Genomic DNA, 25,138 nt, shown 5'->3' on the forward strand with positions numbered 1-25,138 from the left:
GATTAAAAATTATTTTGTTTCGAAACGCTATGCGTTTGAGTTCTTCTTAGAAGCCATACCTAAAGATAGCAATTATATCTACACAGTTATGCCTATTCTAAGGGGGGTAAGAAAAGCGTTTGGCTATCGCTCTTAAAAAATAGTCCTTAGATTTAGGAGGGGGCAATTGATAAGAAATTTCTTTAGAGGTGATATTGTCACAAGTGGTGATCACTTTGTTACTGGAAAGGAAGAAACCAGACAAGCCTGCATTTGCAGGCTTCGTCTTTTTTTGGGGGAGTATTTCCTTGATGCCACTGATGGAACGCCGTGGTTTCAGAGCATCCTCGGTAAATCCTCGCGCGATATCGCTGAAGCCAACATAAAACAGCGCATTCTCTCCACAAAGGGAGTGCTGGCGATCAACACGTTTGATATGGATAGCGACACCAGAAAGCGCACGTTCACGATTAGGGCCACGCTGACCGACATCAATAACGAGCAGTTTGAATTCCTGTACGACAAGGATCTCTGATGGCTGAAATCACGAAAGACGGAGTGACGGGAACGACTCTCCAGGAATACAAAGACGAGATCACAGAGAAGTATCTCACAATAGACAGCGGCTGGAACCTCTCGCCTGAAACGCCTGACGGCATGGCGATCGCTATCTGGGCCGAACTTTTCGCAAACCTTGATGAAGAGGTTATTAACGCTTATCACGCGACAGACCCTAACGCGGCGAAGCGCCAGCAACTTGACCGCATCGCCGCGTTTGCAGGTTTGCAGCGCCAGCCAGAAAGTTTCTCAACGGATGTTGTGGAATTCGAAGGCGATGGGCTGATCGAGGTACCGGCCGGAGTAAAGGTCCGTCACCGTAAGCGTTGCTGTGCAACAGCTGGTGGAAGACTACGATTTGATCCCCCGTCCTCAGGGTGTGGGAATGCGAAAGTTCCGCATCATTAAACGTAAACCCTTCGGCTTTGGGAGACACAACAATAATTTCGGTCATGCACCGTTCTGGTACGGTGATGGTCGGCCGCCAATTTATTACTACGGCTCGATCAAATTAAGCTGGGCTGAAGGCGTGCTATCAGGTCAAATCATCGTTAACGAACTCGACGTTTCCGATCAGGACGTGACGATAGTTATTACCGGTTCTGACGGCGTGCAGCGCGTCCAGCGTGCCGTCACTGATTCTGAGGGTAAATTCTCCCTTTCAACCATCACCCCACCAGCAACGGTTGTTGCTCGCGCACTTCTGGTCACTCTGGACTGTGAGGCGCTGGAACTCGAATCCGAGCCTCTTAAAATAAATTAATCAGGAGCCAAAAATGGCAAATAAAAGATTACCTGGCGGGCGCAAGTCTGCGGGGCGAATTTCCACGTCTGCTAAAAAGTTGGTAGCGTTAAAATCTGGCAGTGCTGGCGTGGCAATCTCTGAACTTCCCGATACAGAGAAGTTAACAGGAAAAGAATTTTTTCCAGTTGTTCAGGATAATGAAACCCGAAAAGTACCGCTGGAAGAACTATCAACATTAATTTCCGTTGATGGGATTAATGCACAAGGGGGCAATTTTTGTCTCTCACCAGTAGCCTATCGCTTGGCAAACTCGCAGGGTTCCCCAACTACATTTAAAGCCGAATATTTAAATGAGGCGATTAGCATTACTTACAGAATCTATTTTGGAACTAACGGCTATCTCAGGCTTGATTTCTCTAAGTGGGATTTTGATTTTAACGAAAGTCAGAATTATAAAATCATACTTACAAATAACAGTTCAGGTGAGTTTTCAATTGTCGCCCCTGGCAATGGTCTTGTAATTAATAACGATGGTACTGTTGGTGAGCCTGAGGTTTTCAGAATTGATACCAAAGTAACAATTATTGAAATTACCCAGTCCTCTCACGATAGCAAGCTTATATTAAGGCGTTTAACTCCTTATGAGCCTGGCAAGGATGGTGAGTCTGCTTACAGCTTTTGGACCAGTAAGCAGCCGGAAGGCGCTGACATCAGCGACGAGGCGTTTCTGAAATTCATGGAAGATAAGGAAGGAGAACCAGGCAAATCGGCTTATCAGCTATGGCTTGATGAAGGAAATGAAGGGAGCGAGGCTGATTATCTGGAGTGGCAGAAAGCCAATATTTCAGTGGATGGTATTGAACCGATTAAAGGCGGAGGGGTGATTCTCACACAAAAAAGTAAAGTTGTAATTGTTAGTAATGATGAGGTAATTAAACCGGATTTAAATAAGTTCATTAATTTAAATTATTACATCGTTGCAAACAATTGCACTGTTACCTTTGATTTATCCGAATGGGATGTGCAATTTCATGAACTTCAGAATATAAGGTTTTCTGCATTTGCTAATGGAACTGGATACGTTACATTCATTACTCCACTTGAAACCATGTATCGGCTTGATGGAAGTTATGGTGTTCCAGAAATAATCACTGTTAAACGTGATACTCGTATTTTTCAAATAACACAAGACCCGTATGGCAGTCATCTGCGTGTTAATCAGGTTGGCCCCATTGCTAATGGTTCAGCTGGTGCATCTGCCTATGACATATGGGCCGCCGCTCAGCCTGATGGGAAAGATACGAGCGAAGAGGCATATCTTGAATCGATGGAAGGTAAGAAAGGCGATGACGGCCGTTCTTCATATCAAATATGGCTGGATGCTGGAAATGAGGGGACCGAAGATGATTTTCTTGAATGGCTTCAGGTAAACGCTTCGGTAGAGGTTGATCCCCTAAAAACCAATCTGGTGAAGTTGAATGCTGACGGATTGTTTGTAAATGGCGTTCACCCCATTATTCCAAAATTCTCTACCTCCACACTCAATGGCTTACTGGACACGTTCAAAAGTCTTGCTGACGGTACGCGGGTTTATACCATGCAGGTAGATCTGGCCAACCCGCTAGGGATAACCCAGCTTGGGGGGGTAGGTATACATCGCTATATTGCAGCCGAACCGCAGTATTTTTTCACGAATGAAAATGGTGAATACATCCCAGCCCAATATTTCATCACGGGTTCTGACGTAACCGCATCCTCTGTAAAAGTGACTATTTCGGTGATTATGGCCGACAAGCCATATAAATCATGGAGCCTGTCCACGCTTGAAGAGGTCGCAAGCATTGAAGGGGGAGCAATCCTTCAGTGCAAGGTTGGTATGCGTCTGCTGGCAGGAACAACCCCTTCCCAGAATGGAATGAGCTAAGAGGTAAATATGGATCAGGTATTCTTTCGCGTGCCGTTCGCGTCTAACGGCGATACTTCAAACATTCCCGAAACTGTTACCTCCGATGGTTCCGTAAACTGGCCTCAGGGCTGGCCGCTGGATTATGAAAAAGATATGGATGCGGATGCCAACGCAAAGGCCGTCGAGCGTGACGTGATGAACTTCATGTTCAACGCCGTTACTGTTGCTCTGCGCCAGTACCAGACAGCCGCGTTCCCTGAGTTTATTACCCCCGCCGATAACAACGGTTCAGCCTTCCCCTATTCAGTTGGCACCGTCATTCGTTATCGATCAACGAATGCTGCGGCTTTTAAAAATTACGTGTCATTGGTCGATAACAACACTTCTACGCCTGGATCCGATGCGGCTAAGTGGCAGGAGTTTATTTTTGCTGAAGCAAGTGATCAAGAAACAGATGCGGGTGTCAGTGGCACCCTTATCATTTCTCCGCGCCGCCTGAAAAGGGTAACCGATAAACTCGAAGACAAGATTGAAGAGTCTATAAATACAACGGTTACTCCTTTCATTCTTCCTGTCGGAGCAATTGTGCTTTGGGGGGGCAGGGTTCCGCCAGATGGATGGATCGAATTAAACGGACAGGCGTTTAATACCTCTGAAAATCCAGAGCTGTTCAAGCAATACCCGTCTGGCAGAGTACCAGACTGGAGGGGCCGTTTTATTCGTGCCTGGGATAATGGCGCAGGCGTCGATCCTGATGTTGGAAGAGATGTTGGCAGCGAACAACTAAGCGCTTTGGAAAAACATTCCCATTCCGCGCCTGTAGAACGAGCCAGTGATGGACTTGTAGGTCCAAGAGCTATACGTGGTGTTTACTGGCCTGGAAAATATACCCGCATCACTACTAATGCCGGTACGTCTGAGGAAGGCGGGAATGAAACAAGGCCGAGAAATATTGCAGCCATGTACATCATCAAAACAGATCAGGCGGAAGAACAGGAAGGTGTTGAATATCCGACATCTATTGTTGTCGCACCAGCAACAGGAACAATTAAGGCAGGGGAAAACCGCCAGTTCACAGGCACCATTCTTCCTGCAAGTGTGGCTGCTGGATATGTCATTTCGTGGAATGTTGCAGATGCTTCGCTGGGGAGTATAAACGGAAGTGGCTTGTACAGTTCGTCAGCTGGTAAGGCTGGCGAGCAAACCGTGATAGCTACTGTTCAGACTGAAGCTGGGACGGTGACGGGCACGGCGACGGTAGCGCAGCAAATCTGGCTAACGAAAATCGAACTGGTATCGCCTGATGAGATGTTAGAAGGTGAAACTTTCACTACCGGCATTGTTTTTACACCTCTCAATTTTACCGAACCCGTACAGTACAGCTCTTCAGATTCATCGGTGTTAACGTTCATTGATGGTGAAATTGAAGCGCGCAGCGGCGGAACGGCAACGGTCGCGGTGACGGGGGTAAATTCTGGCGTTTCCGCATCGAGAACCATCAGGGTGATCGCAGCAGAGGTCATTGAAGAGTATTTACGGATTGAAAATAACCTATCTGAAATCGCTGCAGCGGGTGAAGAGTCTCAGGCGGAAGCGCGCGATCATATTGGGCTGGGTGAGCTGGCAACCAGAGACAGCCTGAGCGCGGAGGATGTCGGTGCCGCGCCTATGGCCACTGATTCATTACCGAAGGATCAGGACCTGGATGAACTGACCGCACCAGGCGATTACTTCCAGAGCCTGAGCAGTAACGCCACTGCAGACAACCACTATCCGGTGGAAACCGCGGGGGCGGTGCGCGTGGTCGCAACTGGCGTTAGTGAAGGCGCATGCCGTCAGTTTTACTGGCCTTACAACTCAACCAAAGAGTATCGCCGCTGCGGTTATGGAGAGCCTTTAGTGTTTGGTGAGTGGGATGAATACTAATTTCTATCTGAATTCAGCTACGTAACTCACCAGTAAAAAATCTCGCTTGATCTGCCTTAACGATAAAATATACTGTATGAATAAACAGTATTTCGAGAGGGCGGATCATGCCGAGACAATACGAAATAGAGGGCGCTTTCCGCGCCGCTGTAAAAATCGAGCAATCTGGGCGGCGCACCGTCACCACGAAAGATTTTGTTAAACAGCTGGAGGCGGTCAACTGGAACTGGACGCTGAAGCAGGCTAACAACTGGATCGAGTGTTACGTTACGACCTTCAAGGATATCTCTTCCGATGAAGGGGAAGCACGCACCTTTATACTGTTCAATCCTAATGGGGGGCTTTGAGATGGGTTTTCCTTCACCAGCTACTGACTACATTGAAGAGCGGATCTCGCTGGATAAGTTATTCATTTCTCACCCGAGCGCCACATATTTCATGAAGGCGGCAAACACATACTGGCGTGCAGGTATAACTCAGGGAGCGCTTCTTATCGTGGATTGCTCGGCTACACCTTGCGACGGTTCGGTGGTCGTCTGCAAGCTGGCGGGGGAGTTTCATATACGGCGATTCAGGACTCTCCCATATAAGCATCTGGAACGCCTGGGCGGTGACGGTCGCAAGTACAGGATAAACACGGAAGATGATGACGGGATTTTCGGCGTGATTTTGCACGCGGTAAATGATATGCGCACACAAGAGTTTGATGACTGTCCTGTTATGTAGCACTTAAACAGTACCACGCCCTAACTCATGTGCTGTTTTTTCAATCACTGTCTTTGATGTTTTGAGATGACTAAAGTACTATTGTCAATATTGGACGAAACATACTTGGATATACCATGCACACTAAAAAACCTCATCCCAAACTCGGCAAGCAGCAACTGCTTGAAGCAGTGGCGCGTGTGGTTGCTCAGAGGAAGATGGAAGGAAGTGCTGCAAAAAGAGTCCGGGTTGAGCGGTTCAAGGAAAGGTCAGTAGTCACTGTGGATGCTAAAGGGAATTATCACCTAGTCTATATGGCCCTAAATGGTGAAGTTTTGGCAAAGCATTTGCTAGAAGTTGATGCTTGCGTGCATGCGTATAAAGCCAAGAAGTTTGACTGCAAGGATGTAAAATTTGCTTTCCCTGCAAATCAGCGCGTGACTATCAATGTTCCAAAGCTATCACATGCAGAGGCTTCGGAATTGTCTATGCGGATGATTTCCCGTTCACTGGATGAAATGCAGGAAGAGCTTTACGACGATGCAGAATGAATACCAGGGAAAGGTGTTTACCGGAAAGTTTGGGAAAGTACCAGAGTTAGTTCCGTTCAAAGATGCGTTCATCCAGCATTGGCGATATGCTCATCACCATCAATTTGGCAAAGATACTGCTTTTGCGCGACCGCCTGAAATCCTCGCTTATCATCTCAGAAAAGTTCATGTAGATGTCGGGCTGTATTCAGATAATCATGGCTACAGCGGAACAGAGCAATGTTGGAATGACTGGAAGACTGGGAAGAAAGATCCTAAAACCGGTAAAAGAAAAATAACCCCAACCAGCGATGCTTATCTTATCTATTTAGTGACGTCAGAGCGCAATGCCGTTTTACTTGACTTCTGGTATCCCCCTGCCCACAAGACGGCTGACTTAGACGCTCAAATGGACAAACTAATTGTTGAGTGTGGCCGAATACACGAGATACAAAGTTCTCAGCCTATGCCAAGAGATGCAGAACTTTGGGGACCTGAGTTTTGTGTTGACGATGATTGGTAACAACGAGCCTAACCATTAGCTTAATGTAGAAAGATAATAATACTCATATGGGATAGATTTCTTACCGGAAATGTTCATGCCATGCAGACAGCAACATGCTAATTTAATGAGCTAATAACACTATGATTTTGTGTGCGCATCCACGATAAAAACACGAATGCACACGAAAAAAGTGACAAGTATTTGAAATTTAGTGCACGTATTTGCAGCTATTTCAGTTCGGTTTTTGCTCGCTTTTGTTTTTAACTACTTGATAAATAAAAAAAACAGATAAAGGCTGGCAGAAACAGGAATCGTATTCGGTCTCTTTTTATCTCTATGTTTCTCAAAAGGTTTCTTCGGTTATGGACCGAAAACCCCGAGAATGGCTGGACAGTTCCCTATCCTGACTAAACCATAACATACTCAGGACCGCGTACGTCCAGGGTTTTTTGGCATCTTTGTTAAAAAATTGTGTCCTGGCGATCGCTGTGGAATCTTCGTCGGTGAAGTAAAGGCCCGGCCTGATAGTTAAATAATGAATTCCCTGAATTTATCTTTGTTGTTAACGATATACTCGGGGAAACTGTCTGCCGACAGCTCTTGCCTGATTAACTTCCTGTCTCGTCCCCAGATATCTTCGGCGTTTTTTATCACCTTCATGATATGTTCCGGGTTGTTGAACTCAGGCAGATCGTATTCTGTGTGGGAGATGGTGGACATTTTTTCAGAGATGCGTTCAGGGGTCATAACCCATGAGAAATGCCAGCCACTATTTTCAATGATGCGATTGTTAAGTTTGAACCAGTTCCATTTAAGCCAGGACCAGTTTTTGACGCTTCTGGTGCGTTTAAGATTTCTGAATGACTCAGGCTCGCCGCCAAAAAAATGAACGAGGTTTTTATATTTTGTGGCTCTCGGCAGTTTACATTTTCTTGGGGTGTTATCTGTATTAAAAACCTGCAGATTAAACTGATAATTATAAAAGTTTTGATAAAGCGTTGTGCAGAGTTTATTCGCGTTGATAGAGCCGATAACCTGTGGTGAAAAAATCTCGTCCACATCGGAAATTAAAATCAAATCATCATCTTTAGCACTTTTGAGGCCCTGCATGATGGCATTTCTCTGCGCGGCTTCATTCGCCCATGCATCCACCACCAGACCGTCCTGACGCTGATCGCCGCCGTCAGAGGCTTTCATGAGAGGTGTTTCATCATGCACAACATAAATAATTTTATCTTTAAAAGGACCGTATTTATTTATGTCAAAGTGAAGCTGCCGCTTTTTGCCGGTAAAGGTATGCGTTGACTCAACAATAACGAAGCGATCAACAACGCCTGCTAGCGTATTCAGCCTGATATCAAGAAGCATATCTTCATCGTAATACAAGAAGCAGTCGTAAATCATCATTAAAGTCCTTAAATTTGCGTCTACACTGCGCTTTTCCAACGCATTCGCTATTTTCATTTCGCGCAATGCTAACTGAGCACCCCTGGCATATGCAAGAGTGCTCTGCTTTATCATTCCTTTCTCAAACCGAGTGCATTCTCTGTGCTGAGAGCGAAAACGTTTGTAGCGATTAGAAATGGGACTTAACGGACGCCTCAATTTCATCAAGCAGTTCAAAGCGACGACGGTATTCAGCGCGTTTTTTACTGGCTATCTCGTCGAGGGATTTGCGCTCCATCTGCAGCGGCAGCTGCCAGCAGAAGGCGGAAAGTTTTTTTCCACCCAAAGAATCCCAGAATTCGTCATAGCTGGCGTGGAAATGACGGCCTTTGCTGAGGCGATAGCGCAGCGCGCGGAAAACGTGTCCCTCATCGCTGACGGCAAAAATGGCCCGAACAGATGACTGCGCTGCCAGCTGGAAAAGTACCTCCATCAGCACGCGCTTGGGAAACAGGCCATGGCAGGCGCGAGTTGCCAGTTTAATGGCATCTCGTGACACGCAGCGACGGGGGCCCTGAAGTCCGCCAATGACCACAACGGGCTGGCCATTGCTGCGGGCGACGCTAAAGGTCAGGCTGGCAAGAAGCGTATCCTCGTTGTCGCGCAGCCAGAGCGTACTCTCACCTTCACGCTCGGCTTTGCCAGCTGAGGACGCATTAATCGTGTAGGTCATGCCGTCTTTGACATGGAACTGCGCGATAGGTTGTTCCTGCGCGCCGGTCATAGCCTGGGCAAGACGGCTCTCCTTCAGGCGATCGATCCAGTAGTAATGGTTAACGATAGCGTCGGCGCGATCGTTAGCCGTCAGACCGCGCATCAGGTACTGCCGATGGGTCTTGCTGGGCAACGTAATTTGCGATGTCAGCAGTTTGTCGAAATCGTCACGGCCAGAGAGGGCTTCCAGCATACGGTGGGTGGAAGACCAAAAGAGTAGGGAACGTAAAAGGAACTTCAGTCGGTAGTCGCGTTTCCGCCAGATTGGCCCCGGGACGCGTTTGCCGTTCACCAGCTCGGAAATAATATTCGTGCGATGCGGATAGAAAACATCGTTATGTAGCTGTGTATTAGACACGTGAAGACCTCTCGTTTTTATCTCCCCTTATTCTAAGGAGCCAGTAAAAAGGGATTAAGAGCGCGCGGATCTTTATTTCTCTTTGGTTTACCGTTTGTTTTACTTTGTAAGGGCTGCGCTGATCTTCTTGCGCTTTTGACGGCGGCTATACTGTTAAAGGGAGGCCTTATGTATCAGCGAATAGAAGGTGGAGAGTGGCGTCACGTATGGGTTGTCAGCGACATACACGGCTGTTACCAGAGGCTCATGGAGGAACTGAAACGCCGTCATTTCAATCCTTATGAGGATTTACTTATTTCCGTTGGCGATCTGATCGATCGTGGTCCGGACAGCGTGAAATCATTGCAGCTCATCAATGAGAAATGGTTTCGAGCAGTGCGGGGCAATCATGAGCAAATGGCAATAGATAGCCTGGATAATAATGATTTTGCGCTCTGGACAATGAATGGCGGAATGTGGTTTTCGCGGCTTGAGCATGAAGAGCAGCAGCGGGCGCGCTCGTTACTTAACGCCTGCCGTGCGTTACCGCATATTATCGAAATTACCTGCGCGAACGGGGTGAACGTTATTGCTCATGCTGATTACCCGGCGGAGGAATACCGCTGGGAAAAACCGGTAAGCGCCCAGCGCGTGTTATGGGATCGCGACCGCCTGATGGGGTTTATGGTGGGCAAAGGGCAGGGAATTAGCGGGGCGGATCACTTCTGGTTCGGACATACGCCCGTCGACAGAAGGTATGATTTTGACAATCTGCACTACATTGATACGGGGGCCGTATTTGACGGTTACTTTACGCTGGCGCAGCTGCAGTAATAAATAACCCGCCTTCGGGCGGGTTCTCTTTAGGTCAGGCAAGACGCATGACCCAGGCATCGGTTTTACTATCGTAATGCTCACGGTAAAGGACAGAGTGTTCGCCATCAAGTATTGCCGGGACGCTGGTGTCTGCATCCCATGCATCGAGCTGCATGCACAAATCCGGGTCGGATTTGCAGGGAATACTTAACGTTCGATCGCCTTGTGCTTCGCCGCGCAGTTCTGCGTCGTCGATCTCAAAAGCGCCAATACGCACGCTGGTTTTCGTCATAGTGCTCTCCGGGTCGGTTGTCAAAATCTGGTATGACCAGTATGGGCATCCATTTTTGATCGTAGACAAGGAGAGCAAAATCGCCAGTAAAAAAATGCGCTTTTTTCAGGCGGTGCGATCGTTACCGGTAAACAGTCGGCCATCCCGGACCAGTTCGCGTGGATAGCTGTTTTTAAGCCTTGAACCGACCTTTTTGGCCAGCCCCAGCGGGAATCCCTGATAGGTCACTACCACTTCATCTGCGGAAGGCGAGCTGTCAGGATAAACATCGCGGCCACGGTACCACTCTTCAGCTTCCTGGTGCGTCAGGGCGAACGTATTCTCGTGTCCGGCAAGCGCGATGACCGCCTCGTGCTGCCAGCGATAGCCCTTATTATGCACCTCCGCAAGGCGGATCCCGATTCGGGAAAAACGGACCTTTCCGATGAGCGGAGCGATCTCTGCCGGGAACAACCATACCTCTTTATCACGCACCCAGAGTTGCAGGCTCTCATCCCAGACCAGACCAACCTTTTCGGCGGCGGCGACAAGCTGTGCTGCATCGCGCCCTTTGAGGGGGGCAAACGGGAAGTTGCCGACCTTGAATTTGGGGGCGGGCAGGGGAGCAACCGCCTGCGTTTTACGCAGGCGCGCCACAAAGAACCCTTCGCAGTCGTAAATCTGCGGGAACACGTGGAGGAAACCTTCCGGCGTGACCGCCTCCTGTGCCGAGGAAAACAGATCGTTAAGCGGCATGAACTCGACGGCATCCGGGTATTGCGCTTTCAGCCACAGGCAGACGTCTTCGTTTTCATCGCGGTTTAAGGTGCACGTTGAATAGACCAGCGTGCCGCCGGGGCGCAGGGCGTGGAACGCGCTGTCGATCAGCTCGCGCTGCGTGGCGGCGATCTCAAGATTGCTCTCCACGGACCAGTTCTTTAACGCATCGGGATCTTTACGCACTACCCCTTCACCGGAGCAGGGGGCGTCCAGCAGGATGGCATCAAACATTTCCGGCAGGGCGGCGCCAAAGACGCGACCGTCGAAGTGCGTAAGAGCGACATTATGAATACCGCAGCGGCTGATATTGGCATGCAACACCTTCACGCGGCTGGCGGAAAATTCGTTGGCGAGGATTGCTCCGCGGTTGCCCATGCGCGCGGCAATCTGCGTGGTTTTCGAGCCGGGCGCGGCGGCGACATCCATCACGCGTTCAGGCGCGTTGCCGTCGGCGAACAGGGCGGCAACCGGTAACATCGAGCTCGCTTCCTGAATATAAAACAGACCGCTCAGATGTTCTGCGGTACTTCCCAGCGGCACCGCGTCTTCGTCATCGCGGTCGATCCAGAATCCCTCTTCACACCACGGAACCGGCGTAAGCTGCCAGCCGTACGGAGAAACCAGCGTCAGAAAATCCTCGACGCTGATTTTCAGGGTGTTGACGCGAATGCTGCGGCGTAACGGACGCTGACAGGCGGCGATAAAATCGTCCAGCGAGAGATGAGAGGGAAGCGCCTCGCGCATCTGCGCCAGGAATTGATCGGGAAGAAATACGGAGTTTTGAGCCACGAGCACACCACAGGGAAAAGTTCAGGTGCGCAGTGTAACATAAAGGCTCCGGCGCGTTGACACCGGAGCCTGTCAGATTAACGCGGCAGGGCCGTTCCCCATTCGCGCCACTCTTTCGGTTCGCTTTCCAGCAGCAGGAAGTGTTTACCCGGCTGCGCTTTCGGCGCCAGCGGCGTTCCCGGCGGGGTGGCAAAGGCAATACCGCCGCGGATGAACTGGTTGAAGGTACCGGTTTTCACTACGCCACCCGTCAGGCCGAAGTCCAGCGAATAGCCGGATGCCAGCCAGAACACCGAGTTATTACGCACCAGATGCTGGTAACGCTCGCTGATGCGTAGCGCCACCATCACGCGGTCGGAGAGTGTGCCGAGCGTGAGGCCCGTTACCGTACCCACCTCAATGCCGCGGAACAGCACCGGCGTACCGATGCCAAGCGAGCCCGCTTCCGGCACTTCCACCACAATGCTTAGGCCGCCAAGGTAGCGCGAGTCGGTAATGGTAGCTTCCTGCAGCTCGAAATCACGACGGGCTTTGCCCTGACCGGGCTCGACGTTGATGTAAGGCTGCAGAATGGTGTCGAGATGCTCAACGCCCGCGGCTGAAATCTGTGGGGTCACCACCGAGAAGCGGGAACCCGAGCGGGCGAAGGTCTGCACATATTCCGGATAAAGCACGGCGGTGGCCTGCACCTCGTTGCGCGAGGTGATGAGCGTCAGCTTCTGGATCTGCCCGATATCAATGCCCAGGTAGCGAATTGGCATGCCTTCCGCCAGCTTGCCGGCATCGAACGCATGCAGGGTAATCTGCCCACCCACGGCACGCGCGGCGGTTTCGGATGGGAAGAGAATTCGCTTATCGCCTTTACGCAGGTTCGCGCCCGCGCCGCTGAGGTTATCAAAGCTGATCGCCCCGCGCAGCGCGCGCGAGAGCGGGGAGGCCTGCACGGTCAGGCCGTTGCCGTTAAGCTGCACCTTCGCGCCGCCCTCGGCCCAGAAGACGCTGTTTGGGGTCAGCAGCTTGCGGTACTCAGGCTTGATATGCAGTTCGATATCAAACGCGTCCGCACGCGGGCGAACGGCGATCACCTCTCCAACCTCAAATTTGCGGTAGAGCACCACGGAGCCCGCCTGAACGTCAGGCAGCGTCTCGGCGCTTAAGGTCAGGGTCGTGGTTGGCATATCGCTCAGGCTGTTTTCAATCGCTTTGTCCAGGTTGGCGTACAGCGGGTAGCTGTCGCGAACGGGGCCTTTATTGCCCGGCAAAATGCGAATGCCGCCGTTAACCCATTCGCTGGCGCTGGCGCCGAGAAACTCCACGCCGTCCAGACCCACCTTCACGTCGACGCGGCTGTTCACCACGAACTTACTGTCGCCATGGACGAGGTTGCTGTATTGCGGATCGATAGCTACCGAGAAGCTCACGCCATTTTCGGAGAGCGTTCGCTCCAGCACCTGACCCACCTGTACGCCGTGCAGAATCAGCGGCTGACCGGCCTCAATACCGTAACTTTCAGGCGCATTGAGCGTAACCGTCACGACGCCCGGTTTTTGCAGCAGCGCTTTATCCGCCGGGGCAATGACGAAGCTATTGCTGGGCTGACCTTCACCGGGGATCAGTTCAAAGGTATTTCCGGTCAGCAACGTGCTGAGGCTGGCATCGTTCAGAGAGAGTTTAGGGCTGCGCATCTCGATGCGCGTTTTCTCGCGCAGGAGATCGACCACGCTCGGATCGACCGTCATTTCGCCTGTGACCGAGCCGCCCGGATTGAGCGTCATTTTGGTGAGCTGGCCGACCTGCAGTCCCTGGTACATCAGCGGCGTTGACCCCGCTTTCAGCCCTTTGGCATCAGGCAGAACGAGCTTAACGATCACGCCACGCTGGCTGTGCGCCAGATCCGGGTATAAACCGAACGTGTCATCGGCCGTGGCAGGGCTTGAGTTTTCCGGGGAATCAAAGGCAATGGCACCGTTAACCAGGGCGGCCAGACTCTCAAGCTTCACTTTTGCACCGCTCAGGCTGAGGTCGGCATCCACGCCGGAGACATTCCAGAAGCGGCTGCCTTTTTTCACCAGATTGGTGAAGCGACGCTCGATCAGCACATCAATGGTGACGCCCTGTTTATTCGGGTTGATGCTGTAATCATACACGCGGCCAACCGGAATCTTGCGGAAGTAGACCAGCGAGCCGCTGTTCAGCGAGCCCAAATCCGGTGCCTGAAGATGGATCATCAGATCGCCGTTATTGAGGCGGTATTTCGGCTGCGTATCCAGCGCGACAAAGTGATCCTGCGGTTCACCCTTGCCCGGCATCATGCCGATGTAGTTGCCGCCAACCAGCGCATCCAGCCCGGACACGCCGGCCAGGGAGGCTTTCGGCGTCACCAGCCAGAACTGCGTTTCGCTGCGAAGAGCATCCTGCATGTCAGATTTTATACTGACCCGCACCTGAATCTTGTTAAGCCCTTTTCCAAGGGAGATGTCCTGAACCGTACCGACTTCGACCCCCTGAAAACGAACGGGGGTTCGTCCGGCGACGATGCCGTCGGCGGTCTGAAAATCAATGGTGACGGTACTGCCGCGATCTTCATAGCTCGTCCAGATAAGCCAGCCTGCAATCATCAGGGCGATGACGGGCAGCAACCAGAATGGCGAAATGCGGCGTTTAGTTTTAATTCTCGCTTCAGTCGGCGAAGCGGGGGTTTCCTGACTCATGTGCATCCCAAAGTAAGCGGCTATCCAGCCATTCCACAGCAAGAATAGTCAATATCACCGCAGAGCCGAAATAAAAAGCCGCGGGTCCCATAGTAAAAGCAAGAAGCTGGTCGCGATTAATCAGCGACATCATCAGCGAAATCACAAACAGATCCAGCATTGACCAGCGGCCAATCCAGGTGACGAATCGCAGAAGCAGAATACGGGTACGTAAACCTTGTTCACACTTAAAGTGAATGCTGACGAGCAGGGTAAACATCACCACCACTTTGGTAAAGGGAACCAGGATACTGGCAATAAAGACGATGGCCGCCACCCCAACGTTACTGTGTGCAAGAGAGATAATACCGGAGAGGATAGTATCTTCCTGACGGCCACCGTTCACGTAAATAATGGATATCGGCAGCATATTGGCTGGGAACAGAAACACCAGGGAGGCAATCAGCGCCGCCCAGCATTTTTGCAGGCTGTTGTTGCGTCGTAACCTCAACGGTATGTGGCAGCGCGGGCAGCGTCCACGCTTGTCGGGCAACCCGGTGTAATGGCATCCCAGACAGACGCGGAGGTTTTCATCCGGGCGGGTGGCAGGGCGCTGCGGGTAAAAACGCTCCCAAAGCTGCTCAACGTTCAGGTGGATCAGTGTCAGGATGCTGAGCAATACCAGGCAGATAAAGGCAAAAAGCCCGACGCCCGGCTGCAGAAAGGCATAGTCCTGCACCTTGATTGATGCCACGCCCACGCCCACCAGATAGATATCCAGCATGACCCACTCTTTAAGCTTTTCCAGCATCAGCAATACCGGACGCAGGTTCATTCCCAGGATGTTACCAAACCACAGGTAGGCAATGGCTGCAACCAGCACCAGCGGCGCGCCGACCACGCAGAACAGTACCATGGCGGCGGTGAGAGGATCGCCCTGGCTCGTCATCTGCCAGATACCCTGCAGCACGTTGGCGTCAATGCGCACACCAAGCAGGTAAAGCTTCAGAAGCGGCTCGGTCCAGGCGAAAGGCATCAGCAGCAGCATGGTAACGGCCATAGCGGCAAGGCGGGTTAACGACCAGTCGCGGCCGTCACGAATTTTAGCGTCGCAGCGGGGACAAAAGGCGCTTTGGTGCGATTTCATCTTCGGCAACATAAAAAGCGTATCGCACTGGGGGCAACGCTGATAATGTGCACGAGGCAAAGCGTCGCTTACCGTATGGACAGTTATCTTTTTTGTCGGCGTAATTTTGGTTGTTTTTAAGGCCATCAGCTGCGCGCAAATAAGTATTGTTGAACGTTATATTAACTCATGAACGGATTCATCTTGAGCATGAGCGCATTTATTGCTTATTTTAATAGGCTATGCGGTAATTTTGTAAGACAACTAAGTGATTGAATAATGAACAAAACAGAATTCTACGCGGATCTGAACCGCGATTTTAAGGCATTGATGGCAGGTGAAACCAGCTTCTTAGCCACTCTGGCAAATACTAGCGCATTGCTGTTCGAACGGCTATCCGATGTGAACTGGGCTGGCTTTTACCTCCTGGAAGGTGAAACGCTGGTGCTGGGTCCGTTTCAGGGCAAACTGGCCTGCGTGCGTATTCCGGTAGGACGCGGCGTATGCGGTACCGCGGTGGCCGAGAATCAGGTTCAGCGCGTGGAAGATGTTCATGCGTTTGACGGGCATATCGCCTGTGATGCTGCCAGCAATTCAGAGATCGTTCTGCCGCTGGTGGTAAAAAATCAGATTATTGGCGTTCTGGATATCGACAGTACGGTCTTCAGTCGCTTTACAACCGAGGACGAACAGGGGCTGCGCGAGCTGGTGGCGAATCTGGAAAACGTCCTCGCTGCAACCGATTATCAAAAATTCTTTGCGAGCGTCGCAGGATAATCAACGGATAACGTAGCATTTACTGATAGCGTCATTATAATGACGCCTGTTCATGCCTGCGCTTGTTGGCAACGTCCGTTGTAATCAGGAAATTTCATGGAAAATCAACCTAAGTTGAATAGCAGTAAAGAAGTTATCGCATTTCTGGCCGAGCGTTTCCCGCAGTGCTTCAGCGCGGAAGGTGAAGCACGTCCCCTGAAAGTCGGTATTTTTCAGGATCTGGTAGCGCGTGTTGAAGGGGAAATGAACCTCAGCAAAACTCAGCTGCGTTCTGCCTTACGTCTTTATACTTCGAGCTGGCGTTACCTGTACGGTATCAAACCGGGCGCGACCCGCGTGGATCTCGACGGCAACCCTTGCGGCGAGCTGGACGAGCAGCACGTAGAACACGCGCGCAAGCAGCTGGAAGAAGCCAAAGCACGCGTTCAGGCACAACGTGCAGAACAGCAGGCGAAAAAACGCGAAGCCGCAGCGGCAAACGGCCAGGAAGAAGCGCCTCGTCGTGAGCGTAAACCACGTCCTGCGCCGCGTCGTCACGACAATAACGATCGCAAACCGCGTGCAGACAAACCAGCAGCGAAAGCCCCTCGTGCGCCTCGTGAAGAGCAGCGCCATACTCCGGTTTCTGACATTAACGCCCTGAGCGTGGGTCAGGCTCTGAAGGTAAAAGCGGGCAACAACGCAATGGACGCCACCGTACTGGAAATCACCAAAGATGGCGTTCGTGTACAGCTGACTTCTGGTATGTCAATGATTGTACGCGCAGAACACTTGTTGTTCTGAAACGGAGGCCAAGCCTGGCATGAACACTTTTTTTAAGCTCACCGCGCTGGCGGGCCTGTTTGCCATAACAGGTCACGCTTTCGCAGTGGACGATATCACGCGTGTTGATCAAATTCCGGTACTCAAGGAAGAGACGCAGCACGCGACGGTAAGCGAGCGTGTAACCTCTCGCTTTACCCGCTCGCACTATCGTCAGTTCGATCTCGATCAGGCCTTTTCGGCCAAAATCTTTGACCGCTATCTGAACTTGCTGGATTACAGCCATAACGTTTTGCTCGCCAGCGATGTCGAGCAGTTCGCTAAGCGCAAATCCGAGGTGGGTGATGAGCTGCGGTCAGGCAAGCTGGAGCTGTTCTACGATCTCTACAACCTGTCGCAAAAGCGCCGCTTTGAACGCTATCAGTACGCGCTGAAAGTGCTGGAACGTCCAATGGACTTCACCGGCAACGACACCTTTAATCTCGATCGCAGCAAAGCGCCCTGGCCGAAAGACGAAGCCGAGCTGAACGCGCTGTGGGATGGAAAGGTCAAATACGATGAGCTAAGCCTCAAGCTGACCGGCAAAGATGAAAAAGAGATCCGCGACACGCTGACGCGTCGTTACAAATTTGCCATTCGCCGTCTGGCGCAGACCAACAGTGAAGATGTTTTCTCGCTGGCGATGACCGCCTTTGCGCACGAAATCGATCCGCACACCAACTATCTCTCTCCACGCAATACCGAACAGTTCAATACTGAGATGAGCCTGTCTCTGGAAGGTATTGGCGCGGTACTGCAAATGGATGATGACTACACGGTGATCAACTCCATGGTCGCGGGCGGCCCGGCATCCAAAAGCAAAGCGATAAGCGTAGGCGATCGCATTGTGGGAGTAGGACAAACCGGTCAGAGCATGGTTGATGTCATTGGCTGGCGTCTGGACGATGTGGTTGCGCTGATCAAAGGTCCGAAAGGCAGCAAAGTTCGTCTGGAAATTCTGCCTGCCGGTAAAGGCACCAAAACCCGTATCGTGACCCTTACCCGCGAGCGTATCCGTCTGGAAGACCGCGCGGTGAAAATGTCGGTGAAAACCGTGGGTAAAGAGAAGGTGGGTGTCCTGGATATCCCTGGCTTCTACGTGGGGCTGACCGACGATGTAAAAGTTCAGCTGCAGAAACTTGAGAAGCAGAACGTGAGCAGCGTCATCATCGACCTGCGCACGAACGGTGGCGGTGCGCTGACCGAAGCGGTGTCGCTCTCAGGCCTGTTTATCCCGTCTGGCCCGGTTGTACAGGTGCGTGATAACAACGGCAAAGTTCGTGAAGATGCTGATAACGACGGTGTGGTCTATTACAAAGGCCCGCTGGTGGTCCTGGTTGACCGCTTCAGCGCGTCCGCATCTGAAATCTTTGCCGCTGCAATGCAGGACTATGGCCGCGCGCTAATCGTGGGTGAGCCCACCTTCGGCAAAGGTACTGTTCAGCAGTATCGCTCGCTGAACCGTATTTACGATCAGATGCTGCGTCCGGAATGGCCTGCGCTGGGCTCCGTTCAGTACACCATTCAGAAGTTCTACCGCGTTAACGGCGGCAGTACGCAGCGTAAAGGCGTAACGCCGGATATCATGATGCCGACCGGCACGGAAGAGACCGAAACCGGCGAGAAGTTTGAAGATAACGCGTTGCCGTGGGACAGCATCAATGCTGCGACATTCGTGAAGGCGGGTGATATGACGCAGTTTGGCCCTGAGCTGCTGAAAGCGCATAATGAACGCATCGCGAAAGACCCGGAATTCCAGTACATCATGAAGGACATTGCGCGTTTCAATGCCCTGAAAGATAAGCGGAATATTGTTTCTCTGAACTACGCTCAGCGTGAAAAAGAGAACAACGAGGACGACGCAACGCGTCTGGCGCGTATCAACGATCGCTTCAAGCGAGAAGGTAAGCCTCTGCTCAAGAAACTGGACGATCTGCCAAAAGATTACCAGGAGCCGGATCCGTACCTGGACGAGACGGTGCATATCGCGCTCGACCTGGCGAATCTGGAAAAAGAGAAGCCTGCCGTACAGCCCGCTCCGGCAAAATAATCTCCCAACAGGCACAAGAAATTGTGCCTGTTTCTTTTTGTTCTGCATCCTTCCGTCAGGCTGATTTCCAATTGTGTAAAGTTGTGTCTTTCTGGTGACTTACGCCCACCGGATGCTTGAAAATAGCCGTAATACCCATACGATGTGGGTAATCGCATAGTGCGTTTTGTTAAACTGAGGTTAAAAGAAAATTATGATGCGAATCGCGCTCTTCCTGCTCACCAACCTGGCGGTGATGGTGGTTTTCGGGCTAGTGCTAAGCCTGACGGGAATTCAGTCGAGCAGCGTTCAGGGTCTGTTGATTATGGCGCTGCTGTTTGGTTTTGGTGGCTCTTTCATTTCCCTGCTGATGTCAAAGTGGATGGCGCTGAAATCCGTAGGCGGTGAGGTGATTGAACAGCCGCGTAACGATATGGAACAGTGGCTGATGAATACGGTGGCACAGCAGTCTAAGCAGGCAGGCATTGCGATGCCGCAGGTTGCTATTTACCATGCCCCGGATATTAACGCGTTTGCTACGGGTGCCCGTCGTGATGCGTCGCTGGTTGCCGTGAGCACCGGGTTGTTGCAGAACATGAGCCGTGATGAAGCCGAAGCGGTTATCGCGCACGAAATCAGCCATATCGCCAACGGTGACATGGTGACCATGACCCTGATTCAGGGTGTGGTGAACACCTTCGTTATCTTCATCTCCCGTATCCTGGCGCAGATTGCGGCTGGCTTCATGGGCGGCAACCGTGATGAAGGTGAAGAGAGCAACGGTAATCCGCTGATCTACTTCGCCGTATCGATGGTGCTGGAACTGGTGTTCGGTATTCTGGCCAGCATTATCACCATGTGGTTCTCCCGTCACCGTGAGTTCCATGCGGATGCCGGTTCAGCGAAGCTGGTAGGGCGTGAAAAGATGATTGCCGCCCTGCAGCGTCTGAAAACCAGCTACGAGCCGCAGGAAGCGAACAGCATGATGGCCTTCTGCATCAACGGCAAATCAAAGTCGCTGAGCGAGCTGTTTATGTCTCACCCGCCGCTGGATAAACGTATTGAAGCGCTGCGCAGTGGAGAATACCTGAAGTAACGCTAAGCGCTTAAATAAGCCGGGCAGGAGAAGACTCCGCCCGGCTTTTTTTATGCCTGAGCGCCGGGTTGGGTCACGCGCAACCCGCTGACGATGGCTGCAAGGGTGGCAAGCGCACCTGCGGTGATAAGCGCAACGTGGTTGCCGTTTTGCCCGGCAAGGTTAAACATCAGGGCAACCAGCGCCGCACCGGTGCTTTGCCCCAGCAGACGCGCGGTCCCCAGCATGCCGCTGGCACCTCCGCTGCGGTGGCGCGGCGCAGAGGTAATAATGGTGTGGTTGTTGGGAGACTGAAACAGGCCAAATCCGGCTCCGCACAGGATCATGCGCCAGATGATGTCCAGATCCCCTGGCGATGATGGCAGCAGCGCCAGCGCGAAGAGACCTGTTGCCATCACGGCCAGCCCCACCGCGCCCAACAAACCGGCATGTACACGTTCTATTAAGTAACCTGCCAGCGGTGCCATCACCATCGTCGCCAGCGGCCAGGGGGTTAACAGCAGCCCGGTCTCCACTTCGGAACGTCCTATCACGCTTTGCAGGAAGAAGGGCAGAGAAACCAGAGCCAGCATCTGGGCGCAGAATGAGCAGACGGAGGTGCAGATGGAAAGCGAAAAGAGGGGAATACGCAGCAGATCGACTGGCAGTAAGGGCACCGGCAGGGCAAGCTGGCGGCGAACAAAGAAGAAGCCCGTCACCAGCAGGGCAACAAGCTCCACGGCGGTTAGCATCAGGGATTGACCCTGCGCAAAACCGCTCAGGGCGGTAATCAGCAGACCAAAGGTGAGCGCATTCATCACCGCGCTTGCTACGTCAAAGCGCGGCATGGTGCTTTTCGGGCCGTTAGCGGGGAGAAATCGCAGGGCAAAGAAGATGGCCACGATACCCAGCGGCACGTTTATGGCGAACAGCCACTGCCACGAGGCGACAGAAAGAATGGCCGCTGCAATCGTTGGCCCGGCGGCAGAAGAGACCGCGACAATAAACGAATTTATCCCCATGCCGCGGCCCAGATGGCGGTGCGGATAGATTAGGCGGATTAGCGCCGTATTGACGCTCATCAGCGCCGCGCCGCCAAAACCTTGCGCGATGCGCGCCAGCGTCAGCGTATGCAGAGAGTCCGAAAGGGCGCACAGCAGTGATGTAAAGGTAAATACCACCAGCCCGCACTGATATACCCGACGGTAGCCGAACATATCGCCCAGAAAAGAAAAGGAGAGCAGGGAAACCACAATCGCAATCTGATAGGCGTTAACAATCCATATCGAACTGGCCGGGGAAGCATGCAGATCGGTGGCAATGGTGGGAAGGGCAACGTTCGCAATCGCGCCGTCAAGAACGGCCATTGAGATACCAATAATAATCGTAGCGATAGCGCCATACCGCTGGGGCAAAGGCAGGCCATCGGAAAGGTTCTTTTCCATCGGGGATAAATAGCTCAGAGTGAAATTATTCTCAGGGTAACTATTTTAGCATCGTTAACACCGTTTTATGTCGCAGATTTGTAACGAAGTAAACGCAGATTGATTGCAGGTAACATGACGGGAATTTATAATAAAAACCGGTTCTGATTTTTATAAAACACTCTCTATGAGGTGGTAAATGGCAATTGCGGATTTGGATAAACAGCCAGATTCAGTTTCTTCCGTGCTGAAGGTGTTTGGCATCTTACAGGCGCTCGGGGAAGAGCGTGAAATTGGTATCACAGAGTTGTCACAGCGCGTGATGATGTCGAAAAGCACCGTTTACCGCTTTTTGCAAACCATGAAATCACTGGGTTACGTTGCACAGGAAGGCGAATCTGAAAAATATTCTCTGACGCTGAAACTGTTTGAACTGGGTGCCCGGGCATTGCAAAACGTGGATCTGATCCGTAGCGCGGATATTCAGATGCGCGAGATCTCCCGCCTGACCAAAGAGACTATCCACCTGGGCGCGCTGGATGAAGACAGTATTGTTTACATCCATAAAATTGACTCCATGTATAACCTGCGTATGTATTCGCGCATTGGTCGTCGCAACCCGCTTTACAGCACGGCAATCGGTAAGGTTCTGCTGGCGTGGCGCGATCGTGAAGAAGTTAAACAGATCCTCGATGGCGTGGAGTACAAACGCAGCACTGAACGCACCATTACTAACACCGATGAGTTATTAACGGTGCTCGACAAGGTGCGTGAGCAAGGGTACGGCGAAGATAACGAAGAGCAGGAAGAAGGGCTGCGCTGTATTGGCGTTCCGGTGTTTGACCGTTTTGGCGTCGTGATCGCAGGGTTGAGCATCTCTTTCCCAACGCTTCGCTTCTCGGAAGAGCGCCTGCACGAGTACGTGGCTATTCTGCATACCGCCGCGCGTAAAATTTCTGAACAGATGGGTTACCACGACTATCCGTTCTAACCCCGGTTAGCATAAAAAAACGCCGCATTTTTGCGGCGTTTTTTATTCGTCGTTAACGCTGTGGCTCAGCCATTATCAATCACGACGGAGGTCTTACGCAGTACCGGGCAGTTGGTTAACCCAATGATCCCGCTATCTGAATGGAGATACTGCGCCGTGCTGACTCCCTGTGCTGTTAAATACTTACATTGAATGCCTAACCCTGCGGCGTTTTCGGTGCTTCCCACCAGCACGCCATAACCCGTTAAAAGAAGGCCAATCCAGAGTATCGCCAGTGCAACAATTGTACGAATAATTAAGCGCATTATTACCTCTTTATCATTGTTATCATGACGCTAGCCTAACCGGTTTACGTAATGAAACAAGTGCAGGATTCTGAAAAGAGCCTGATGGCGCTACAGTTAGTCCTTGTTTAAGATAACCGTGATAACCTGGTCATATCAGGTCTGTAAACGGAGTGTGGAGTGAAAAAAATACGCTGGGTGATTCTGATTATCGTGCTGATAGCGTGCGTGGTGTTGTGGACGCAGACTATCAACGTGATGTGCGATCAGGATGTACAGTTTTTTAGCGGCGTTTGCGCAATCAATAAGTTTATTCCGTGGTAGCACGCATTTTTTCTTCAGGTGATTTCCTTCCTTCGCGCCAGTGGTAAAATAGACGTTTTTATTGAGGTGGTGAAATGGGTGAGTTACTGAATTCAGGGCTGCTAAATATGGCATCCCTGACGATCTCTTTGGTTGTTCTGCTGGTGGGGCTGGTCATTTGGTTTTTCGTAAACCGTGCCAGTTCACGTACCAATGAGCAGATCGAACTGCTGGAAGCGCTGCTTGAGCAGCAAAAACGGCAGAATGCACTGTTGCGTCGTCTGTGCGAGGCTAACGAGCCGGAAGAGAAAGAAGCACAAAAAGAAGCGGTCGCTGACGAGAACAACGATCAAGACGATTTTATCCGCCTGGTGGCTGAGCGTTAATCGTATTATTCCGGGAGGTGGCAGTGGTCTGGAAAAATCCCTGGTATGACCCCTCCCTGAAACATCACACCCCAAACGGTTTTCGTAATACCACTTCTGCAGGACACCAGCCTGGCGACCTTGACCGCTGGCGCAAAGAACGCAAAGCCGCTGGCTTACCGAAGCCGCCCGCGCTCGGCTACGATGACTTTATCCGGCGGTGGTGGCAACCGGCCGATCTTCAGCAGCCGCAGCAGGATGGGGCGTGGTGGCTCGGACATGCGAGCATACTGCTGCAGCTGGACGGCAATATCCTTCTTACCGATCCCGTTTTTTCAAGGCGCGCTTCTCCACTTCCTTTCTTAGGGCCGCAGCGTAGAACGCCTCCGGCACTCTCTGTCGCTCAACTGCACCAGCTTGACGCGGTCGTTATCTCGCATAACCATTACGATCATCTTGATGAACTCACTGTTCGCCACATTCTCAAACGCTTTCCCGACGTCAGTGTGTTTGTTCCTTTAGGCCTGGGCGGCTGGTTTCGCCGCCGGGGCGCAAAACAGTTGGTTGAGCTCGACTGGTGGCAGAGTTTTACCTGGCAGGGGATAACATTATCCGCCGTACCGGCGCAGCACTGGAGTATGCGCACGCTCTGGAACCGCAATCGCTCATTGTGGTGCGGCTGGGTCTTTGAAGGGCGGCATCACCGGTTCTGGTTTAGTGGCGATACCGGCTATTCGCCTGAGCTGCTGTTGATACCGGAACGTTTGGGGAAAATTGATGCTGCAGCATTGCCCGTTGGCGCCTATGCTCCGCGATGGTTTATGGCCGTACACCATATGGATCCCCAGTCTGCCGTTGCGCTGTGGCAACAGTTAGGTTGCCCGCTGGCGTTCCCTGTTCACTGGGGCGTGTTTGAGCTGGCGGATGAAGCGCTGGATGACCCCAAAAAAGAATTAACTGATGCGCTGGATAATGTAGCACCAGTTAATAATACTTTCAGGATACTGAAAGTTGGCGAGTATTTACCCTTATAAACGAAGCGATAAATTGTTGCGTATATTGTGTATGTATTCGTCGTCAGGAAAATTTTAATTTTATCGAAACGTTTTGCTTGCCTTGTTTTGATGCAGAGTCATAAAAATTTCATTATTTTGGTGCATAACACTGCTAATTACCTGATGGATTTTAATACAGAAGGGTGCGGATTATTAACATCGTTTTTGGCTGAAACAATACGGTCACGTTACAATGATTTAAGCATAAGTT

At 51.6% G+C, this 25,138-nt stretch carries 26 protein-coding genes; 18 read left to right on the top strand and 8 right to left on the bottom strand.

Annotated elements, in window-relative coordinates; all coding sequences use genetic code 11:
- The first annotated feature begins 271 nt into the window (after nucleotides 1-271).
- The 9 genes from IM295_RS19150 (at nucleotide 272) to IM295_RS19190 (ending at nucleotide 6,872) form a co-directional block, all read left to right on the top strand.
- Entirely contained in the window at nucleotides 272-514 is a 243-nt protein-coding gene (locus IM295_RS19150; RefSeq protein ID WP_226859519.1) for a hypothetical protein, read from the top strand.
- Nucleotides 514-945: a hypothetical protein gene (locus tag IM295_RS19155; RefSeq protein WP_193067184.1), complete on the top strand. Its 432-nt coding sequence runs from the start codon at nucleotides 514-516 to the stop codon at nucleotides 943-945. The genes IM295_RS19150 and IM295_RS19155 overlap by 1 nt, the downstream gene beginning before the upstream one ends.
- Entirely contained in the window at nucleotides 923-1,300 is a 378-nt protein-coding gene (locus IM295_RS19160) for a hypothetical protein (protein ID WP_193067185.1), read from the top strand. Before IM295_RS19155 ends, IM295_RS19160 begins: the two co-directional genes overlap by 23 nt.
- A 13-nt stretch (nucleotides 1,301-1,313) precedes the next feature.
- Complete coding sequence (locus IM295_RS19165; RefSeq protein ID WP_193067186.1) at nucleotides 1,314-3,206, top strand: hypothetical protein; 1,893 nt, start codon at nucleotides 1,314-1,316, stop codon at nucleotides 3,204-3,206.
- Nucleotides 3,207-3,215: 9 nt separating this feature from the next.
- A complete protein-coding gene (locus tag IM295_RS19170) occupies nucleotides 3,216-5,114 on the top strand; it encodes a tail fiber protein (RefSeq protein WP_226859520.1) in 1,899 nt (632 codons plus the stop codon).
- A 107-nt stretch (nucleotides 5,115-5,221) separates the two neighbouring features.
- Nucleotides 5,222-5,461 (top strand): DNA polymerase V, encoded by a 240-nt coding sequence (locus IM295_RS19175; protein WP_193067187.1) that lies wholly within the window; start codon nucleotides 5,222-5,224, stop codon nucleotides 5,459-5,461.
- Nucleotide 5,462: 1 nt separating this feature from the next.
- Nucleotides 5,463-5,840, top strand: coding sequence for a S24 family peptidase (locus tag IM295_RS19180; protein ID WP_193067188.1), 378 nt, complete (start codon nucleotides 5,463-5,465; stop codon nucleotides 5,838-5,840).
- A 116-nt stretch (nucleotides 5,841-5,956) separates the two neighbouring features.
- The gene (locus IM295_RS19185; RefSeq protein WP_193067189.1) at nucleotides 5,957-6,370 is read left to right on the top strand and encodes a hypothetical protein; all 414 of its coding nucleotides are present in this window, start codon (nucleotides 5,957-5,959) and stop codon (nucleotides 6,368-6,370) included.
- Nucleotides 6,360-6,872: a type II toxin-antitoxin system YafO family toxin gene (locus tag IM295_RS19190; RefSeq protein WP_193067190.1), complete on the top strand. Its 513-nt coding sequence runs from the start codon at nucleotides 6,360-6,362 to the stop codon at nucleotides 6,870-6,872. Before IM295_RS19185 ends, IM295_RS19190 begins: the two co-directional genes overlap by 11 nt.
- Before the next feature lie 510 nt (nucleotides 6,873-7,382).
- Here IM295_RS19190 and IM295_RS19195 read toward each other — a convergent pair.
- Together IM295_RS19195 and IM295_RS19200 are read right to left on the bottom strand one after the other, a co-directional pair.
- On the bottom strand, nucleotides 7,383-8,258 hold the full coding sequence (locus tag IM295_RS19195) for a benzoate transporter (protein ID WP_193067220.1): 876 nt from the start codon (nucleotides 8,256-8,258) through the stop codon (nucleotides 7,383-7,385).
- Between the two features lie 172 nt (nucleotides 8,259-8,430).
- Nucleotides 8,431-9,372, bottom strand: a complete 942-nt coding sequence (locus IM295_RS19200; protein ID WP_193067191.1) for a VirK/YbjX family protein — start codon at nucleotides 9,370-9,372, stop codon at nucleotides 8,431-8,433.
- A gap of 168 nt (nucleotides 9,373-9,540) precedes the next feature.
- Here IM295_RS19200 and pphA point away from each other — a divergent pair, with 168 nt between their 5' ends.
- A complete protein-coding gene (gene pphA / locus IM295_RS19205) occupies nucleotides 9,541-10,185 on the top strand; it encodes a protein-serine/threonine phosphatase (protein ID WP_048998654.1) in 645 nt (214 codons plus the stop codon).
- A gap of 34 nt (nucleotides 10,186-10,219) precedes the next feature.
- Here pphA and IM295_RS19210 read toward each other — a convergent pair whose 3' ends face one another.
- The 4 genes from IM295_RS19210 to yebS all read right to left on the bottom strand — a co-directional run bounded on the left by IM295_RS19210 (nucleotide 10,220) and on the right by yebS (nucleotide 15,970).
- Nucleotides 10,220-10,459, bottom strand: coding sequence for a YebV family protein (locus IM295_RS19210; RefSeq protein ID WP_008500472.1), 240 nt, complete (start codon nucleotides 10,457-10,459; stop codon nucleotides 10,220-10,222).
- Nucleotides 10,460-10,564: 105 nt separating this feature from the next.
- Nucleotides 10,565-12,013, bottom strand: a complete 1,449-nt coding sequence (gene rsmF / locus IM295_RS19215) for a 16S rRNA (cytosine(1407)-C(5))-methyltransferase RsmF (RefSeq protein ID WP_216779945.1) — start codon at nucleotides 12,011-12,013, stop codon at nucleotides 10,565-10,567.
- 71 nt (nucleotides 12,014-12,084) lie between these two features.
- The gene (locus IM295_RS19220; protein ID WP_045630782.1) at nucleotides 12,085-14,718 is read right to left on the bottom strand and encodes a PqiB family protein; all 2,634 of its coding nucleotides are present in this window, start codon (nucleotides 14,716-14,718) and stop codon (nucleotides 12,085-12,087) included.
- Nucleotides 14,687-15,970, bottom strand: a complete 1,284-nt coding sequence (gene yebS / locus IM295_RS19225; RefSeq protein WP_041909475.1) for a membrane integrity lipid transport subunit YebS — start codon at nucleotides 15,968-15,970, stop codon at nucleotides 14,687-14,689. Before yebS ends, IM295_RS19220 begins: the two co-directional genes overlap by 32 nt.
- Nucleotides 15,971-16,102: 132 nt before the next feature.
- On the opposite strand from yebS, the gene IM295_RS19230 reads away from it, so the two are divergent.
- The 4 genes from IM295_RS19230 (at nucleotide 16,103) to htpX (ending at nucleotide 20,526) form a co-directional block, all read left to right on the top strand.
- On the top strand, nucleotides 16,103-16,600 hold the full coding sequence (locus IM295_RS19230) for a GAF domain-containing protein (RefSeq protein ID WP_008500476.1): 498 nt from the start codon (nucleotides 16,103-16,105) through the stop codon (nucleotides 16,598-16,600).
- 96 nt (nucleotides 16,601-16,696) lie between these two features.
- Nucleotides 16,697-17,383 (top strand): RNA chaperone ProQ, encoded by a 687-nt coding sequence (proQ, locus tag IM295_RS19235; protein WP_028013543.1) that lies wholly within the window; start codon nucleotides 16,697-16,699, stop codon nucleotides 17,381-17,383.
- 19 nt (nucleotides 17,384-17,402) lie between these two features.
- On the top strand, nucleotides 17,403-19,451 hold the full coding sequence (prc, locus tag IM295_RS19240) for a carboxy terminal-processing peptidase (protein ID WP_193067193.1): 2,049 nt from the start codon (nucleotides 17,403-17,405) through the stop codon (nucleotides 19,449-19,451).
- Between the two features lie 193 nt (nucleotides 19,452-19,644).
- The gene (gene htpX, locus IM295_RS19245; RefSeq protein WP_010432647.1) at nucleotides 19,645-20,526 is read left to right on the top strand and encodes a protease HtpX; all 882 of its coding nucleotides are present in this window, start codon (nucleotides 19,645-19,647) and stop codon (nucleotides 20,524-20,526) included.
- A gap of 50 nt (nucleotides 20,527-20,576) precedes the next feature.
- On the opposite strand, the gene IM295_RS19250 is transcribed toward htpX, so the two are convergent.
- A complete protein-coding gene (locus IM295_RS19250) occupies nucleotides 20,577-21,950 on the bottom strand; it encodes an MFS transporter (RefSeq protein WP_193067194.1) in 1,374 nt (457 codons plus the stop codon).
- 178 nt (nucleotides 21,951-22,128) lie between these two features.
- Between IM295_RS19250 and kdgR the strand changes: the two genes are divergently transcribed.
- Nucleotides 22,129-22,920, top strand: a complete 792-nt coding sequence (gene kdgR / locus IM295_RS19255; RefSeq protein ID WP_014884288.1) for a DNA-binding transcriptional regulator KdgR — start codon at nucleotides 22,129-22,131, stop codon at nucleotides 22,918-22,920.
- Nucleotides 22,921-22,985: 65 nt separating this feature from the next.
- On the opposite strand, the gene IM295_RS19260 is transcribed toward kdgR, so the two are convergent.
- Complete coding sequence (locus IM295_RS19260) at nucleotides 22,986-23,225, bottom strand: YobH family protein (protein WP_041909477.1); 240 nt, start codon at nucleotides 23,223-23,225, stop codon at nucleotides 22,986-22,988.
- Between the two features lie 159 nt (nucleotides 23,226-23,384).
- Between IM295_RS19260 and mgrB the strand changes: the two genes are divergently transcribed.
- From mgrB to IM295_RS19275, 3 genes are all read left to right on the top strand, one after another.
- Complete coding sequence (gene mgrB, locus IM295_RS19265) at nucleotides 23,385-23,528, top strand: PhoP/PhoQ regulator MgrB (RefSeq protein ID WP_006175995.1); 144 nt, start codon at nucleotides 23,385-23,387, stop codon at nucleotides 23,526-23,528.
- A gap of 74 nt (nucleotides 23,529-23,602) precedes the next feature.
- Nucleotides 23,603-23,893, top strand: a complete 291-nt coding sequence (locus IM295_RS19270) for a YebO family protein (RefSeq protein WP_047364849.1) — start codon at nucleotides 23,603-23,605, stop codon at nucleotides 23,891-23,893.
- Nucleotides 23,894-23,916: 23 nt separating this feature from the next.
- Nucleotides 23,917-24,906, top strand: a complete 990-nt coding sequence (locus tag IM295_RS19275; RefSeq protein WP_193067195.1) for an MBL fold metallo-hydrolase — start codon at nucleotides 23,917-23,919, stop codon at nucleotides 24,904-24,906.
- The last annotated feature ends 232 nt before the right edge of the window (nucleotides 24,907-25,138 follow it).

The sequence above is a fragment of the Enterobacter cloacae complex sp. P14RS genome, from assembly GCF_014895895.1.
GTDB classification, from domain to species: Bacteria; Pseudomonadota; Gammaproteobacteria; order Enterobacterales; family Enterobacteriaceae; genus Enterobacter; species Enterobacter bugandensis.